The sequence below is a fragment of the Knoellia flava TL1 genome, from assembly GCF_000768675.1.
GTDB classification, from domain to species: Bacteria; Actinomycetota; Actinomycetes; order Actinomycetales; family Dermatophilaceae; genus Knoellia; species Knoellia flava.
The window spans coordinates 1-14911 of sequence record NZ_AVPI01000033.1; the positions used below are offsets into that span (position 1 = coordinate 1).

Below are 14911 nucleotides of genomic sequence, written 5' to 3' on the forward strand. Positions count from 1 at the left end.
CCTCGGGCGAGGCCGGGACCGAGGGTTCCGCGGCGCCCCGCCGCAACCGCAGCCGTCGCCGCACCCGCGGCGGCAAGCCGGCGGCCTCGACCGACTGAGCCGCGCCGGCCGGCATACGGCATCGGCATGACGAAGGCCCGCCCCGCAACACGCGGGGCGGGCCTTCGTCTCTCATCGTCAGGCCGGGATCGTCGCGGTGTCGATGACGTAGCGGTAGCGGACGTTGCCCGCCACGACCTCGTCGTATGCCGTGTCGACGGTCGTCGTGTCGCTCGCGTCGAGCTTCTCGATCGTGGCGCCGATGCCGTGCTCGGCGCAGAAGTCGAGCATCTCCTGGGTCTCGCCGATGCCACCGATGTTGCTGCCGGTGAGGACCTTGTTGCCGCCGATGAGGCTCCCCGGGCTCACGGAGAGCTTGCTGGGCGGAAGGCCGACGTTGACGAGCGCACCGTTGGGGCGGAGCAGCCGGACGTAGGTCTCCATGTCGAGGTCGGCGCTCACGGTGTTGACGATGAGGTCGAAGCTGCCCCTCGCGTCCTTCATGGCGTCCTCGTCGCTCGTCGCGATGTGCCGGCTCGAGCCGAGCTCCTTGGCGTCGTCGGCCTTGGCGGAGGAGCGCGAGAGCGTGGTGACCTCGGCGCCCATCGCGGCGGCGAGCTTGACGGCCATGTGCCCGAGGCCGCCGACACCGACGACGGCGACCTTCTTGCCCGGCCCGGCGCCCCAGCGGCGCAGCGGCGAGTAGGTCGTGATCCCGGCGCAGAGCAGCGGAGCGGCCTCGTCGAGCTCGATCCCCTCGGGGATGCGCAGGACCATGCGCTCGGTGACGACGATCTGCTGGCTGTAGCCGCCGGCGGCCCACTCGCCGTCGTAGTTCTGGCTGTTGTAGGTGCCGACCGAACCCTTGCTGCAGAACATCTCCTGGCCGTTCTTGCAGTTCTCGCACTCGCCACAGGAGTCGACGAGGCAGCCGACGCCGACGCGGTCGCCGACCTTGAACTTCGTCACGCCGTCACCGACGGCGCTCACCGTGCCGGCGATCTCGTGGCCGGTGACGATCGGGTAGTGCGCGGCGCCCCACTCGTCGCGGACGGTGTGGATGTCGCTGTGGCAGATGCCGGCGAAGGCGATGTCGATCCGGACGTCGTCGTCGCGCAGGTCACGGCGCTCGAGGTCGACAGCCTCGAAGGGAGCGCCGGCGGAGGGGACGGACAGTGCTCGTGTGGTGGTGGGCATGTCACCACCGTAAACCCGCACGAGGGGTGCCCCGGACCGCGCGTCGGGGGCTGCGCCTAGACGCGCGGCAGCAGGCTCTCGGCGACCTCGCGGTAGGCCTTGGCGCCCTTGGAGGTCCGCGACGTCGCGAGGATCGACCGACCCACGGCGGGCGCCTCCGCGAACCGCACGGTGCGCGGGATCGGGGGCGAGAGCACGGGCAGGTCGTAGCGCTCGCCGACGTCGGAGAGGACTTCTTGGGCGTGGTTGCTCCGCCCGTCGAAGAGCGTCGGGAGGATGCCGACGACCTCGAGCTTCTTGTTGAGGAACCTCTTGACGTCGGCGACGGTGTCGAGCAGCTGTCCGACTCCGCGGTGGCTGAGCATCTCGCACGGCATCGGGATGATGAGCCCGTTCGCGGCCGTGAGCGCGTTGAGCGTGAGCACCCCCAGGCTGGGCGAGCAGTCGATGAGGATGACGTCGTAGTCCTTGCGCACCGGGTCGAGCGCGGTCTGGAGGACGTACTCGCGCGCCGGGCGGCCGAGGAGGACGGCCTCGGTGCCGGCGAGGTCGATCGAGCTCGGCACGAGGTGCACGCCGTCCTCGCACTCGACGACGACGTCGCCGATCTCGACCTGGCCGAGAAGGACGTGGTGGACCGACTCCTCGACCTCGTCCGGGTCCACGCCGAGGCTGAAGGTCAGGCAGGCCTGCGCGTCGAGGTCGACGAGGAGCACCCGCTTGCCGAGCTCGGCGAAGGCAGCGCCCAGCGAGGCCACCGACGTCGTCTTGGCCACGCCGCCCTTCTGGTTGGCGACCGCGAGGATGGTGGCACCGGTGGCGCGCTTGCGAGGGGGCACGTGAGGTCCTTGCGAGAGAGATCGGTATGCCGGTCCACGCAGAGCGTGGGACCCACGCCCCAGTGTCTCAGGCCGGTCGCCTGCGGTCGGCACCCCCGTCAGGTGGTGTCGGCCACTGGTGGCAGGACCAGCCGGCCGACCGGGCCGGGGTTCCACGCGACCTCCCAGCGGAAGCCGTCGGGGTCGGCGAAGTAGCCGGTGTAGCCACCCCACTCGCGCTCGACCGCCTCGGAGATCTCGCTCGCCCCGGCTGCCCGGGCGTCGCCCAGCACGGAGTCGACCTGCTCGCGCTCGTGGACGTTGTGGCTCAGGGTCATCGGCACGACGCCCGGGCCGGACCGGGCGCTCGCGCCGACCTCGGCCTCGAAGTGGGCGAGGTCCCAGAGCGAGAGCACGGTGAGCGGCCCGGCGCGGAACATGAGGACCTCGTCGGGGTCGTGGAACTCGGGGGTCCAGCCGAGTCCCTCGACGTAGAACCGGTGCGAGGCGGCGAGGTCGCGCACGGCGAGCGTGACGAAGGAGACGCGCTGCTCCACCTCAGCCCTCCTCGCGCCCCTCGGCCCGCGCGGCAGCCTCACCGGCCGCTCCCTGCTCGCCCGCCACGGGGGGCTCGCCCGCCGCGCCGTGGAAGACGGCCTCGACGTTGTTGCCGTCGGGGTCGCGCACGAAGACGGCGTAGTAGCCCGGGTGGTACTCCGGCCAGAGCCGCGGCTCGTGGAGGGTCTCGGCGCCGAGGCCCGTCGCCGCTGCGTGGAAGGCGTGGACCGCCTCGACGCCCGAGGCGGTGAAGGCGAGGTGCGACTCGCGGTTCTCGGTCTCGACCTCGGGCTGGGCGATCCAGAAGTCGGGGCTCTCGCTGCCGTAGCCGACCGCCACGTCGACGTCGAGCACCCGGCGATGGCCCAGCGTCGCGAGCACGGTGTCGTAGAAGCGCTTGGAGGCCTCGAGGTCGGCGCAGGTGATTCCGATGTGGTCGACGATCATGGGCCCACCCTTGCACCCGACGCCGACACACGGCGACCTGCGACGAGCGGTCAGTCGACCTCGACCGCGCGGGGGACCTCGGCGGGCTCGAGCGCCGCCCACCCGGACTTCTCCGGCCCTGCCGTCTGGCCCTCGGGGCAGTGCGCGCGGAAGTCGCACCACGTGCACAGCGGCCCGACGACCGGTGGGAAGAGGGTGGACTCCACCCCGCGTTCGGCGAAGTCGGCGTCGGCCCGACGGGCGTCTCGGGCGATCGACTTGGCCTCGTCGACCTTGCGGGTGAGTGACTCCGGCGTGTGGGTGTGCGAGACGACCTCACCGGTCGGCACGTGGTGGAGCTCGACCCGCAGGCAGGGGCGGCGGAACATCTTCCAGACGGCCGCGGCATACAGGGCCATCGGCAGCGAGGTCCGCGCGTCCGCCTCGCCGAGCGGCTTCTGGCTCGTCTTGTAGTCGACGACGACGAGCTCGCCGTCGCGGTCGTCGAGCCGGTCGATGCGGCCGGTGACCCGCAGGTCCCCGCTGACGAAGGAGACGGTGCGTTCGATGCCGGTCGGGTGGTCGTCGGGGTCGACGCGGGAGAGGTAGGCGATGACGTGCTCCTGTGCGCGCCGGCGCCACTCACCCGACTGCTCGGCGTCACGGAAGCCGGTCTCGATCCACGACTGGCGCACCAGCTCGTGTCCGGCCGAGGCGGTGCGGCGCTCGCGCGGCAGGTCCCACCAGTCGCGCAGCGCGTTGTGCACGGCGAGGCCGAACGACGTGTGCGCACGCTGGGGCCGCTGCTCGGGTCGCGGCCGGTCGAGGTACTGCATCCGGTAGCGCCGCGGGCAGTCGACGAGGGCGAGCAGGCGCGAAGGGCTCGCGGGATAGAGCCTCGGCGGCATCCCCGCGAGCTCGGCCTGCACCGGTCGCCCGGTCGTCACCTCGGTCACGCCGCCAACCTAGCCAGCCTCGCCGACAACGTCGGGAGGCTCTCCACAGGTCAGCTGAAGACGACCGTGCGGTCGCCGTTGAGGATGATCCGGCTCTCGCAGTGCCAGCGGACGGCCCGGGCGAAGACCCGCGACTCCACCTCCTCACCCGCCGCGACGAGGTCGTCGGCGTGCATGCGGTGGTCGACCCGGTGGATGTCCTGCTCGATGATCGGGCCCTCGTCGAGGTCGGCGGTGACGTAGTGCGCCGTCGCACCGATGACCTTGACCCCGCGCGCGTAGGCCTGGTGGTAGGGCTTGGCGCCCTTGAAGCTCGGCAGGAACGAGTGGTGGATGTTGATGACCCGGCCACCGAGGTCCCGGCAGAGGTCGTCACTGAGGACCTGCATGTAGCGCGCGAGGGCGATGAGCTCGACGTCGTGCTCGGCCACCAGCTCGCGCAGCCTGGCCTCCGCCTGCGGCTTGGTCTCCCGGGTCACGGGGACGTGGTGGAAGGGGATGCCGTAGGAGCGGACGAGCGGCTCGAGGTCGGTGTGGTTGCTGACGATCCCGACGATGTCGGCGTTGACCTGGCCGGACTTCCAGCGGAAGAGGAGGTCGTTGAGGACGTGGCCGAACCTGCTCACCATGACGAGCGTCCGGTATGCCGTCGCGGCGGGTCGCATCTCCCACGTCATGTCGAACTCCGCTGCGACGGAGGCGAACTCGCCCCTCCACTGGTCCACGTCGAGCTCGGCCTGCCCGGTGGCGAACCGCACGCGCATGAAGTAGAGGCCGGTCCGGTGGTCGCTGAACTGCTGGCTCTCCTCGATGTTGGCACTGCGCTCGAAGAGGTGCTGGCTCACCGCCGCCACGATGCCAGGCCGGTCGGGGCACGACAGCGTGAGGACGAGGTCGCCCTCGTCGTCGAGGTTGATGCGCCGAGTCACGGCATCGGTCACGGTTCCACCACCTTCACGCCAGAGGACTGCTCGACGATACGTGACCACTGTCGGGGCTGCGTCGTGTGCTCACCGAGGCGGTTGAGCTTGCCGGCGCCGTGGTAGTCGCTGCTGCCGGTGACGGCGAGGTCGTGTCGGTGCGCGAGCCGCACCGCACGCTCGACGTCGGCGGGCTCGTGGTCGCGGTGGTGCGCCTCGAGTCCGGCGAGGCCGGCCGCGGCGAGCTCCTCCACCAGCTCGTCCGAGACCGTCGCCATCCGCGTCGCGAAGGGGTGCGCGAGCACCGGCACACCCCCGGCCGCCAGGACGATCGCGATGGCGGCGACGGGGTCCGGCGCGTAGTGCCCGACGTAGTAGCGGCTGCCGTCGTGCAGCAGGTCACGGAAGGCCTCGTCACGGTCGGCCACCACGCCTTTCGCGACGAGGGCGTCGGCGAGGTGCGGGCGCCCGAGGGTCGCTCCCGGCGCCAGCTGGGCGCGCACCTCCTCGACCGACACCGGTATGCCGTCCGCGGCCATCCGCTCGATCATTCGGTCCATCCGCGTCACCCGGCTGTCGCGGGCTCGGGCGAGCTCGACGACGAGGCGCGGGTCGTCGGGGTTGGGCAGGTAGCCGAGGAGGTGGATGCTGCGGTGGTTCCGGCTGCACGAGATCTCGATGCCCCGCACGAGCCGGATGCCGACCTGCTGGGCCGCCGCGGTCGCCTCCTCCCAGCCGGCCGTGGTGTCGTGGTCGGTGAGGGCGATCATGCCCAGCCCGACCGCCTCGGCCTCGGCCACGAGCTCGGCCGGTGTCTGGGTGCCGTCGCTCGCGCTCGAGTGCGTGTGCAGGTCGATCCTCACGCTCGTACCCTAGGTCCGCGCCGGGTCCGGGGCGGGGAGGCAACCTTCGACGGCATACCCGCGTAGTGGGTGGTGGGACCACGACGAGGGGGAGACATGGGACGAGAGTCCAAGGCCGAACGCGACGCCGCGTTCACCGCGTTCATGACCGACGCCACGCCGTCGTTGCTGCGCACCGCGTGGCTGATCACCGGTTCGACGGAGCGCTCGCAGGAGCTCGTCCAGGCGGCGTTCGTCAAGACGTATGCCGCCTGGCCCAAGGTGCGACGCCACTCCGCGCTCGCCTTTGCCCGCCGGGTGCTGGTCAACCACAAGACCGACACCTGGCGCCGCACCTCACGCGAGGTCGTGGGCGACGTGCCCGAACGCTCCACCGCACCCGACTCCTCGGTCGAGCACCGCGACCAGATCCTGCGGATGCTCGACCTCCTGCCTCCGCAGCAGCGACGCATCGTCGTCCTGCGCTACTACCAGGACCTGTCCGAGCAGCAGGTCGCCGACCTGCTCGGCATCTCCGTCGGCGCCGTGAAGTCCGGCGCCTCCCGTGGCCTCGCCACCCTCCGAACCGCCCACCCCTCCACCGAAGGGAGCCAGCGATGAGCCCCGACCTCGAGGACCTGCTCCGCGGCGAGCTGCGCGGCGCCGCCAGCGGCGCCCCCCACCACCTCGGCGTCGCCGACACCGACGTCCTCACCCGCGGCCACCGCGTCGTCGTGCGCCGCCGCATCCTCACCGGCGTCGGCGCCGCCGCCGTCGTGCTCGCCCTCGCCGGAACCATCGGCGTGCTGGCGCCCCGGCCCGGCGACACCGACACCCTGCCTGCCGTGCCGACGCCCACGACCACCCCGACCACGAAGCCCACTCCCACCCCGACGACCTCGGCCACGGCCACCGCCAGCCCGACCGCGACGCCCATCGCCACGAACACCCCGACCCCCACCGAGACGCCCACCTCGTCGGACACCCCGGCGAACACCGCGACAGCGACCCCCTCGACCTACCCGTGGTCCGACCCGGTGGTCGTCGGTGGTGTGACCTACACGGCCAGGGTCGTGCCGGCGATGTACGGCGATCGTGCCGGCCACAAGGCGGAGGTCCGCGCCGACGGCGTCCTCGTGGGCACGCGGAGCGACGCCAACGGTGAGCCCAGCCTCCTGGTCCTGTCCGACCCGACGGTGGTCTTCGCGGCGCATGTCGGGCCGTGGGCCGACGTCATCACCGAGAACGACCAACCGGTGAGCGGTGAGAAGTTCGAGACCATCCGGGCTCCTTACCCGGAGCCACACACCGGCAAGCTCGACGCCGTCATGATCACGATCATCAAGCTGCCCCGGGCCGCGACGGTCGACGAGAACGACAACGTTCAGGGCATGGTCGTGCGACTGCCCGACGGGACCGAGCAGAGGTACTGCGTCGGGTTCTGCTCGCCGGGCGAGTGATCCCACCGCGCGGCACGAGAATCAGTACCCTCCCGGCCCAACCGGGAAGGTCCCCCTGCGCGTCATAGGGGTGGGAAGGGAGTTGAGATGGACAGGGATCCGGACTTCACGGCATACGTCATGGCGCGGCGACCACAGCTGTACCGGACGGCGGTGCTGCTGTGCGGCGACCCGCACCGCGCCGAGGACGTCGTCCAGGACGCGCTGGTGCGCCTGTATGCCGTGTGGCCCCGCGTGGCGTCGATCGGCAACGTCGACGCGTACGTGCGCCGGGTCATCGTCAACGCCCACCTCTCCGACCGGCGCCGCCCGTGGCGGCGCGAGTCCCCTCGCGAGCTCCCCGACACGGCGATGGCGCCGGGGTTCGGGTTCGAGGAGACCGACGCCGTCCGAGCCGCGATCCGTCGGCTCCCACCGGGTCAGCGCCGGGTCGTCGTGCTCCGGCACATCTGGGGACTGTCCGTCGAGCAGACCGCCCAGGAGCTCGGCATCAGCACCGGCACCGTCAAGAGCCAGACGGCCGACGCCCTCGCGTCGTTGAGGCAGGCGCTGTCACCGGCCTACGAGAGCACGACGCCCAGGAGAGGAGAGGACCGATGAGCAACGACCAGGAGGTCCTGGACCGGTTGCGGGGCTACCACGACGCCATCCCCGTCCCGCCGTTCGACCCGGCGGACGACGTCATCCGCGGACGACGACGCGTCGTGCAGCGGCGGGTCCTCACCGCGGCCGGCGCGGCGGCGGCCGTCGTCGCGATCGCCGCCACCGTCGGGGCCCTCGCCCCACGGGCCGGCGACACCGACACACTGCCCGCCCTGCCGACCGCCACGACGACCCCGACCGGGCAGCCCACACCCACGGTGACCACCTCGGCGTCCGTCACCGTGTCGCCGACCCCCACGGCCACGGCCACGCCCACGCCCACGTCCACCCGCGCCGACGAGCCGGAGCCGAGCGAGACACCGCGCCCGTCGAGCACTCCGTCGGCGACGACGGGCACCGGCTCGGGGTGGTCCTCGTGGGTCTCCGTTGCGGGACGTGACTTCCGCGCCCGGCTCACGCCGACGGCCGGGGACCACAACCAGGACCTCACCGTCGAGGACCGGGACGGTGACGTCTTCTCGACGACAGCCATCTACAACAGCGAGGGTCGATGGGGCCATGCCGAGGACCGACGGTTCGTCCTCTACGCCAGCGGGTCGCGGCTCACCGACCTCGTCTCGGTCGACGGCACCCCCGTCGACACCGAGGTCGTCGGCCACATCTCCGTCCCGGTGCCGGACGGCGAGGACATCACGGAAGCGCCCTACGTGCAGCTGTTCGTCACGGTGTTCCGCACGGACGAGCCGACGGCGTTCGCCTCGGGACGGCCCAGCGGATGGGTGGTGCGCACCGAACAGGGCGGGCTGTGGGACCTCAGTGAGGAATGAGCCGCGAAGAAACGTCGCCGCAAGACAACCTTTCGCACCGGACGCCCGTACCAAGGGCGTCCGGTTCGATGATGAGGTGGAGGAGGTGCCGTGAAGCGACGTGATGACGGCTCGTTCGACGAGTTCCTGAGGGCCAGCTCGCCCCGGCTGCTCAAGCTGGCGTGGCTGCTCACGGGGGGCGCGTCGAGCGCCGAGGACCTCGTGCAGGAGACCCTCGAGCGGGTCTACGTGGCCTGGCCGCGGATCGAGGAGGGTGGCACGCACAACTACGCCCGCCGGGTCCTCGTCAACCTCCACACCGACTCCTACCGACGCCGCTGGCGCGAGAACCTCACCGACGAGGTCCCCGACACGGGGCGGCCAGACCGCTCCGAGCACGTCGCCCTCGCCGACGAGCTCGCCTCGGCGCTCGCGACCCTGCCCGTGCGCGAACGGCAGTGCGTCGTCCTGCGCCACCACATCGGCCTCTCCGAGCGCGAGACGGCCGACGCCCTCGACGTGAGCACCGGCACCGTGAAGTCCTCGACCTCGCGTGGCCTCACCCGTCTCCGCACCCTGCTCGTCCCCGAAGGAGGTCGTCATGTCTGACCCGATCCTCGAGCTGCTCGCCGCTCCCCCGTCCCCGGCCATGTCCGTCGACGAGGACGCCGTCCACACCGGCGGCCGTCGCCGCCTGCGCCGCCGCAACCTGCGCCGCGCGGGCGTGGGTGCCGGCGCTGCGGTCGCCGCCGCCGCGATCGCCTTCACCACCCTTGGCTCCGGCCTCGGCGGGGAGGCGCTGCCAGCCGGACCTTCGACCTCCGTCGACGCTGGCCGACGCGTGTCCGCCGCCCTGTTCGACGGCGACTGGTCCGTCGAGGTGCGACCGGGCGCCCCGGCCGACCAGCCGAACGTCATGTTCTACAAGGGCTCGGGCACGTCACGGCAGCAGCTCGCGGGGTCGAGCGCCGACGCGACCGTCGTCTCCATGGGCACCGGGACCGGCGCCGACGGCGTCATGCTCGGCACGGCTCCCGCTGACGCGGAGCAGTTCCTGACCGTCACCAGAGACGGCACCACCGGTGGGGTCGAACAGGACACCAAGCCGCTTCCCGGGACCGACTACCAGGCGATCGCGCTGAGGTTCGAAGTCCCCGCGCAGACCGAGAACTATGTCGACACCTTCTGGACCAACGCCGTCGACGAGGTTCGCTCGGCCCGGGGCGAGCTCCTCCCGAGCGTTCCCACCAACGACGGCGACCGGTTCTTCCTCGCTCGTGAGGCCGGGACCATGGGGGTCTTCATGGCCGACGGCAGCGGCGGCTCGACCCGCCCTCTCACCACTGGCGAGAGCACGACGATGGGCTATGGGCAGAAGCCCGACGGTGGCGCGTGGTCCTGGAGCTCGGTGACGCTCCTGCCGGAGGGCGCGCGAGACGTGAGGCTCGAGTGGGCGAACGCCTCCCGCACCACCGACGTCACCGTCCGCTCACTCGGCACCGCCGAGGTCGCTTTCGCCAAGGCGTCCGGACCCGGCGCCGGCTCGGGCCCCATCGTCACCACGGTGAGCTGGACCGACACGGCGGGCACACGGCATACCGAAGCGGTGGAGTAGGCCTCAGACGACGAGGTGCGCATAGGGGTCGGGTCGCTCCGACTCGCTGCGCAGGATGCAGAACTCGTTGCCCTCCGGGTCGAGCAGGGTCACCCAGCCCGACCCGGCGGGGCGACCGGGGAGGTCGCGCAGGTCCTGGTGCACGGTCGCCCCGTGCGCGAGGAGCCGCTCGACCTCCTCGTCGCGCGTGCGGTCGGTCGGCGTGAGGTCGAGGTGCAGGCGGTTCTTCACCGTCTTGCCCTCCGGGACCTCGATGAAGAGCAGGCGCTCGCGACCGTCGGGGCTGAAGATCATGCACTCCTCGTGACCCGGGAGGTTCGGGTCCTGCGGGTCCTCGGACCAGCCGAGCACCTCGCTCCACCAGTGGGACTGGGCGTGGGCGTCACGGGAGTCGACGGACGTGTGCGAGATGCGTGAGGTCATGCGCGCCACCCTCGCACGCGAGCCGTCAGTCGGTCGCGGCGTTTTTGGGGCCGGGCCAGTTCTTGTCGGGCTGCGGGACCGGGCGGCCGGGCTGCTCGCCGCCGCGGGCCTCGAGGTAGTTGTCCTTCGGCACCATGACCTTGCGACGGAAGATGCAGACGACCTTGCCGTCCTGGTTGTAGCCGATCGTCTCGACGTGCACGACGCCGCGGTCGTCCTTGGAGCTGCTCTCCCACTTGTCGAGCACACGCGTCTCGCCGTAGAGGGTGTCGCCGTGGAAGGTCGGCGCGACGTGGCGCAGGCTCTCGATCTCGAGGTTGGCGATGGCCTTGCCCGAGATGTCGGGGACGCTCATGCCGAGCAGGATCGAGTAGACGTAGTTGCCGACGACGACGTTGCGCCCGAACTGCGTCGTCTCCTCGGCGTAGTTGCTGTCGAGGTGCAGGGGGTGGTGGTTCATCGTGAGCAGGCAGAACAAGTGGTCGTCGAACTCGGTGACCGTCTTGCCGGGCCAGTGCTTGTAGGTCGCGCCGACCTCGAACTCTTCGTAGCTGCGTCCGAACTGCATGCCGCCCATCCTTGCCTGCCGCCGTCGTCCCGGTCGCGCGAATGCCGCGTGCGTTCCCTCACAGCACCGCGAACCATGACGCGGAAATCTCGGAGATGCCCGGTTGCAACCGGGTCGACCTCGAGATTTCCCCGACACCTCTCAGGCGGCAAGCGCACGTCGCAGCATCGCGGCCACTCGCGCAGGGTTCGACAGGTCGGCCCACGTCAACCTCACCACGGCATACCCGAGAGCCCGCAGCCGGTCCTCACGACGCTTCTCCGCCGCGAGCGCCGCGCGGCCCTGCGAACCGGCGTACTTCTGCAACCCGTCGAACTCCACGACGACGCGGCCGCCGACGAGGAAGTCCACCTTGGCCACGAACTCGTCGTGCTCGTCGCAGATGACGACCTGACTCCGCCAGCTGAACCCGAGGTCGTGGAGGAGCAACCGGGTACGCGACTCACCGGGTGAGTCGCTCTTCGGGTCGGCCAACGAGATCAACGTGGCGCCCAACGCCGCGTGACGCTTCGGCGCCAGCACTGCGAGAGCCGCCTCGAGGTCCTCGATGACGCAGGCCCTCGTGCGAAGGGCAGCGTCCAAGGGGACCACCGCCGCTTCCAGCCCCGACCGGAGGAGCACCTGGACGATGGCGTGCCCGATACGAACCGCTCGCACACCCTCGACGTTCACGGACGGCAGGTCACCGGGTTGGGTCCGCAGTCCCGCCGACAGCCGGACTCGGCTGACGTTGGACTGGGCGTCAACGACGTCGAGACGCACGCCGTGAAGGGGCAGGCGGTGCAGGGCGAGGGCGGCCTGATGTGTGGCGACATCCGCCCGACGGGCTCTCAGGACAGCCTTGGTCCTCAGCCGGAGCGCGTCCTCGTGCTCGGCAGCAGCCCAGATCTCGCCCACGACGTAGGCGCCGCGCCGCACTCGCACGACCTCCTTGGACCGGACCAGTGCGCGCAGCGTCGCGTCGTCGACGTCGACGTGTCGCGCGTCGGCCGTGGAGAAGACCCCGCCGAGGTCCATGGCGAGCCGGTGCAGTCGGGCATCCATGGAGCCAGCGTGGCGGAACCGTGTCGGCCGGCCGTCCCATCGTCCACAGCCCCGAGCCATGAGGACGCCAACATCTCATCCGTGCACGGTTGCAACCGGGAGGATCGGAGATTTCCGCGTCATAGGCTGACCGGCATGGCGGACTTCATCGGGGCGGTCGACCAGGGCACGACGAGCACGCGGTTCATGGTCTTCGACCACGACGGCGCCGAGGTCGCCCGCCACCAGCTCGAGCACGAGCAGCTCCTCCCCCGCGCCGGCTGGGTGGAGCACAACCCGCTCGAGATCTGGGACCGCACCCAGACCGTCATCGGCAGCGCCCTGACCAAGGCGGGGCTGTCCGGCACCGACCTCGCCGCCATCGGCATCACCAACCAGCGCGAGACGGCGATCGTCTGGGACCGCCGCACCGGACGCCCGTTCCACAACGCCATCGTCTGGCAGGACACCCGCACCGACTCCATCGCCAAGTCCCTCGACGCCGACGAGCGCGGGCAGACCATCCGGCACAAGGCGGGCCTCCCACCGGCGACCTACTTCTCCGCGGGCAAGGTCCAGTGGATGCTCGACAACGTCGACGGCGTCCGCGAGGCGGCCGAGCGCGGAGACGCCCTCTTCGGCACCCCCGACACGTGGCTCGTGTGGAACCTCACCGGCGGCCCGCGCGGCGGCCTGCACGTCACCGACGTCACCAACGCGAGCCGCACGATGCTCATGGACCTCACGACGCTCGACTGGGACGACGAGCTGCTCGGGTTCTTCGGGATCCCGCGCGAGATGCTCCCGGAGATCTCCGCGAGCAGCCACGCGACGGCATACGGGACGACGTCCGGGGAGCGAGGGACCGCGCAGGTGCCGATCACCGGCGTCCTCGGCGACCAGCAGGCGGCCACGGTCGGGCAGGTCTGCTTCGAGCCCGGCGAGGCCAAGAACACCTACGGCACCGGCAACTTCCTCCTGCTCAACACCGGCACCGAGCTCGTCCGCAGCGAGAACGGCCTGCTCACGACGGTCGCCTACCAGCTCGGCGACGCCGACCCCGTCTACGCCCTCGAGGGCTCGATCGCCGTGACCGGCAGCGCCGTGCAGTGGCTGCGCGACCAGCTCGGCATCATCTCGGGCGCCTCCGAGATCGAGGGGCTCGCCAAGCAGGTCGAGGACACGGGCGGCGTCTACTTCGTGCCGGCGTTCAGCGGGCTGTTCGCGCCCTACTGGCGCAGCGACGCGCGCGGCGCGATCGTCGGGCTCTCGCGCTTCAACACCAACGCCCATCTCGCCCGGGCCACGCTCGAGGCGATCTGCTACCAGAGCCGCGACGTCGCCGACGCGATGACCGCCGACTCCGGCGTGCGCCTCGAGACCCTCAAGGTCGACGGCGGAGTCACGGCCAACCGGCTCTGCATGCAGCTCCAGGCCGACATCCTCGGCGTGCCGGTGAGCAAGCCGGTCGTCGCGGAGACGACGGCGCTCGGGGCTGCGTATGCCGCGGGGCTGGCGACCGGGTTCTGGTCCGGCACCGACGAGCTGAGGAGCAAGTGGGCCGAGGCGGAGCGCTGGGAGCCGACATGGTCGGACGAGCAGCGCGAGGTCGGGTATGCCGGGTGGCTCAAGGCGGTCGAGCGGACCCTCGACTGGGTCGAGGTCGACTGACGCGAGGGCGACCGAGGCGGGGCTCGGCTACTCCGCCGCGAGAGGCTGCGCGAGCGCGTCGTAGACGATCTTCGACAGCCCGTTGATCGTCTCGCGCCCGTAGCGGAAACCCTGCGGACTGCGGGTGAGGATCGCCATCGTGTGGCTTCGGCCGTTGCCGAGCACGCGTCCGATCGAGTTGAGCCGGTAGCCGTCCGGGAGCGGGCCCCAGCCGTTCTTCGTCTCCGTGTATGCCGTCCGCGGCAGCGGCGGGTCGGCGACGCCCCAGCGCTGGTCGGGCACGACACCGGCCATGAGGTGGCGGATGTAGGCACGGTGGCCCGCGTGGATGACGGGGGTGCCTGTGACGACGGCGTCGACGACGGAGACGAGGTCGCTCGGAGTGGTCGTGCTGTAGCCCCACCACGTCTTCGACCCGGCAGGACCGCCACCGCGGACCGTCGTGGCCTTGAGCCCGAGGAGACCGGCGGCCTCCTGCACCTTGCCCGTCGACACCCACTCGAGGAGCGCGTCGGTCGCGGCGTTGTCGCTCGCCTGGATCATCCGGCGGGCCTGCGAGTGCCGCTCGTCGGTGAAGGGCTCGCCACCGTCCTGCACCTTCTTGAGGCACGCGAGCAGGATGAGGACCTTGATCGTGCTCAGCGACTCGTTCTCGAACTCTCGCCAGGCGAACCGGCCGCCGGTGCGCAGGTCGTGCACGACGAGCCCCATCGTCCCGCCCCGCTCCGCGCGGTGGGCGTCGAGCGCCGCAGTGAGCGCAGCCCGGTCGAGCGAGGGCACGGCGGCGGCAGGAGCGGACGCCGCCTCACCGGATGCCGCGCGCCCACGCGAGATGCCGCTCTCCACACCGGCACTGGCCGTGGACCCGAACGCCAGCCACGCCGGGACGCCGACGGCGGCACCCGCGAGCGCGGACTCGAGCACGAGCCGCCGGGTCAGCGGACGACTCGGCGAACGGGGTGGGGGCATGACAGGAGCGTAGGCGA

General features: G+C 71.3%; 18 protein-coding genes. 7 read left to right on the plus strand and 11 right to left on the minus strand.

What is annotated here, in order from left to right:
* Nucleotides 1-177: 177 nt before the first annotated feature.
* The 7 genes from N798_RS11200 to N798_RS11230 all read right to left on the minus strand — a co-directional run bounded on the left by N798_RS11200 (nt 178) and on the right by N798_RS11230 (nt 5777).
* A complete protein-coding gene (locus N798_RS11200; protein ID WP_035948539.1) occupies nt 178-1236 on the minus strand; it encodes an NAD(P)-dependent alcohol dehydrogenase in 1059 nt (352 codons plus the stop codon).
* Between the two features lie 56 nt (nt 1237-1292).
* Nucleotides 1293-2075: a ParA family protein gene (locus tag N798_RS11205; RefSeq protein ID WP_035948541.1), complete on the minus strand. Its 783-nt coding sequence runs from the start codon at nt 2073-2075 to the stop codon at nt 1293-1295.
* A gap of 98 nt (nt 2076-2173) precedes the next feature.
* Nucleotides 2174-2611, minus strand: coding sequence for a VOC family protein (locus tag N798_RS11210; RefSeq protein WP_035948543.1), 438 nt, complete (start codon nt 2609-2611; stop codon nt 2174-2176).
* A 1-nt stretch (nt 2612) separates the two neighbouring features.
* Entirely contained in the window at nt 2613-3059 is a 447-nt protein-coding gene (locus N798_RS11215) for a VOC family protein (protein WP_229708335.1), read from the minus strand.
* A gap of 50 nt (nt 3060-3109) precedes the next feature.
* Nucleotides 3110-3994 carry a RecB family exonuclease gene (locus tag N798_RS11220; protein ID WP_229708336.1) on the minus strand — a complete coding sequence of 295 codons (885 nt, stop codon included), beginning with the start codon at nt 3992-3994 and terminating at the stop codon, nt 3110-3112.
* A gap of 50 nt (nt 3995-4044) precedes the next feature.
* Nucleotides 4045-4935 (minus strand): formyltetrahydrofolate deformylase, encoded by an 891-nt coding sequence (gene purU, locus N798_RS11225; protein WP_035948545.1) that lies wholly within the window; start codon nt 4933-4935, stop codon nt 4045-4047.
* Nucleotides 4932-5777 (minus strand): PHP domain-containing protein, encoded by an 846-nt coding sequence (locus N798_RS11230; protein WP_035948548.1) that lies wholly within the window; start codon nt 5775-5777, stop codon nt 4932-4934. The genes purU and N798_RS11230 overlap by 4 nt, the downstream gene beginning before the upstream one ends.
* Before the next feature lie 96 nt (nt 5778-5873).
* On the opposite strand from N798_RS11230, the gene N798_RS11235 reads away from it, so the two are divergent.
* The 6 genes from N798_RS11235 to N798_RS11260 all read left to right on the plus strand — a co-directional run bounded on the left by N798_RS11235 (nt 5874) and on the right by N798_RS11260 (nt 10240).
* Entirely contained in the window at nt 5874-6377 is a 504-nt protein-coding gene (locus tag N798_RS11235) for a SigE family RNA polymerase sigma factor (RefSeq protein ID WP_035948550.1), read from the plus strand.
* Nucleotides 6374-7216 carry a hypothetical protein gene (locus N798_RS11240; protein WP_035948553.1) on the plus strand — a complete coding sequence of 281 codons (843 nt, stop codon included), beginning with the start codon at nt 6374-6376 and terminating at the stop codon, nt 7214-7216. The genes N798_RS11235 and N798_RS11240 overlap by 4 nt, the downstream gene beginning before the upstream one ends.
* 87 nt (nt 7217-7303) lie before the next feature.
* A complete protein-coding gene (locus N798_RS11245) occupies nt 7304-7816 on the plus strand; it encodes a SigE family RNA polymerase sigma factor (RefSeq protein ID WP_035948555.1) in 513 nt (170 codons plus the stop codon).
* Nucleotides 7813-8646, plus strand: coding sequence for a hypothetical protein (locus N798_RS11250; RefSeq protein ID WP_035948557.1), 834 nt, complete (start codon nt 7813-7815; stop codon nt 8644-8646). Before N798_RS11245 ends, N798_RS11250 begins: the two co-directional genes overlap by 4 nt.
* 90 nt (nt 8647-8736) lie before the next feature.
* Complete coding sequence (locus N798_RS11255) at nt 8737-9234, plus strand: SigE family RNA polymerase sigma factor (protein WP_035948559.1); 498 nt, start codon at nt 8737-8739, stop codon at nt 9232-9234.
* Nucleotides 9227-10240, plus strand: coding sequence for a hypothetical protein (locus N798_RS11260; protein WP_035948561.1), 1014 nt, complete (start codon nt 9227-9229; stop codon nt 10238-10240). The genes N798_RS11255 and N798_RS11260 overlap by 8 nt, the downstream gene beginning before the upstream one ends.
* A 3-nt stretch (nt 10241-10243) precedes the next feature.
* Here the strand turns inward: N798_RS11260 and N798_RS11265 are convergent, their stop codons facing one another.
* The 3 genes from N798_RS11265 to N798_RS11275 all read right to left on the minus strand — a co-directional run bounded on the left by N798_RS11265 (nt 10244) and on the right by N798_RS11275 (nt 12275).
* A complete protein-coding gene (locus N798_RS11265; RefSeq protein WP_035948563.1) occupies nt 10244-10663 on the minus strand; it encodes a VOC family protein in 420 nt (139 codons plus the stop codon).
* Nucleotides 10664-10688: 25 nt separating this feature from the next.
* Nucleotides 10689-11231, minus strand: coding sequence for a MaoC family dehydratase (locus N798_RS11270; RefSeq protein ID WP_084100569.1), 543 nt, complete (start codon nt 11229-11231; stop codon nt 10689-10691).
* A 141-nt stretch (nt 11232-11372) separates the two neighbouring features.
* Nucleotides 11373-12275, minus strand: a complete 903-nt coding sequence (locus N798_RS11275; protein ID WP_035948568.1) for a type IV toxin-antitoxin system AbiEi family antitoxin domain-containing protein — start codon at nt 12273-12275, stop codon at nt 11373-11375.
* A 135-nt stretch (nt 12276-12410) separates the two neighbouring features.
* On the opposite strand from N798_RS11275, the gene glpK reads away from it, so the two are divergent.
* Nucleotides 12411-13925 (plus strand): glycerol kinase GlpK, encoded by a 1515-nt coding sequence (gene glpK, locus N798_RS11280; RefSeq protein ID WP_035948571.1) that lies wholly within the window; start codon nt 12411-12413, stop codon nt 13923-13925.
* 27 nt (nt 13926-13952) lie between these two features.
* Here glpK and N798_RS11285 read toward each other — a convergent pair whose 3' ends face one another.
* A complete protein-coding gene (locus tag N798_RS11285; protein WP_084100559.1) occupies nt 13953-14894 on the minus strand; it encodes a serine hydrolase in 942 nt (313 codons plus the stop codon).
* Nucleotides 14895-14911: the final 17 nt, after the last annotated feature.

Bases quoted from the DNA above. Each gene is read 5' to 3' on its own strand.
- N798_RS11245 (WP_035948555.1), top strand. From the start codon at position 7,304: ATGGACAGGGATCCGGACTTCACGGCATACGTCATGGCGCGGCGACCA.
- N798_RS11285 (WP_084100559.1), bottom strand. From the start codon at position 14,894: ATGCCCCCACCCCGTTCGCCGAGTCGTCCGCTGACCCGGCGGCTCGTG.
- N798_RS11250 (WP_035948557.1), top strand. From the start codon at position 7,813: ATGAGCAACGACCAGGAGGTCCTGGACCGGTTGCGGGGCTACCACGAC.
- N798_RS11265 (WP_035948563.1), bottom strand. From the start codon at position 10,663: ATGACCTCACGCATCTCGCACACGTCCGTCGACTCCCGTGACGCCCAC.
- N798_RS11200 (WP_035948539.1), bottom strand. From the start codon at position 1,236: ATGCCCACCACCACACGAGCACTGTCCGTCCCCTCCGCCGGCGCTCCC.
- N798_RS11215 (WP_229708335.1), bottom strand. From the start codon at position 3,059: ATGATCGTCGACCACATCGGAATCACCTGCGCCGACCTCGAGGCCTCC.
- N798_RS11275 (WP_035948568.1), bottom strand. From the start codon at position 12,275: ATGGATGCCCGACTGCACCGGCTCGCCATGGACCTCGGCGGGGTCTTC.
- glpK (WP_035948571.1), top strand. From the start codon at position 12,411: ATGGCGGACTTCATCGGGGCGGTCGACCAGGGCACGACGAGCACGCGG.
- N798_RS11260 (WP_035948561.1), top strand. From the start codon at position 9,227: ATGTCTGACCCGATCCTCGAGCTGCTCGCCGCTCCCCCGTCCCCGGCC.
- N798_RS11270 (WP_084100569.1), bottom strand. From the start codon at position 11,231: ATGCAGTTCGGACGCAGCTACGAAGAGTTCGAGGTCGGCGCGACCTAC.
- N798_RS11240 (WP_035948553.1), top strand. From the start codon at position 6,374: ATGAGCCCCGACCTCGAGGACCTGCTCCGCGGCGAGCTGCGCGGCGCC.
- N798_RS11235 (WP_035948550.1), top strand. From the start codon at position 5,874: ATGGGACGAGAGTCCAAGGCCGAACGCGACGCCGCGTTCACCGCGTTC.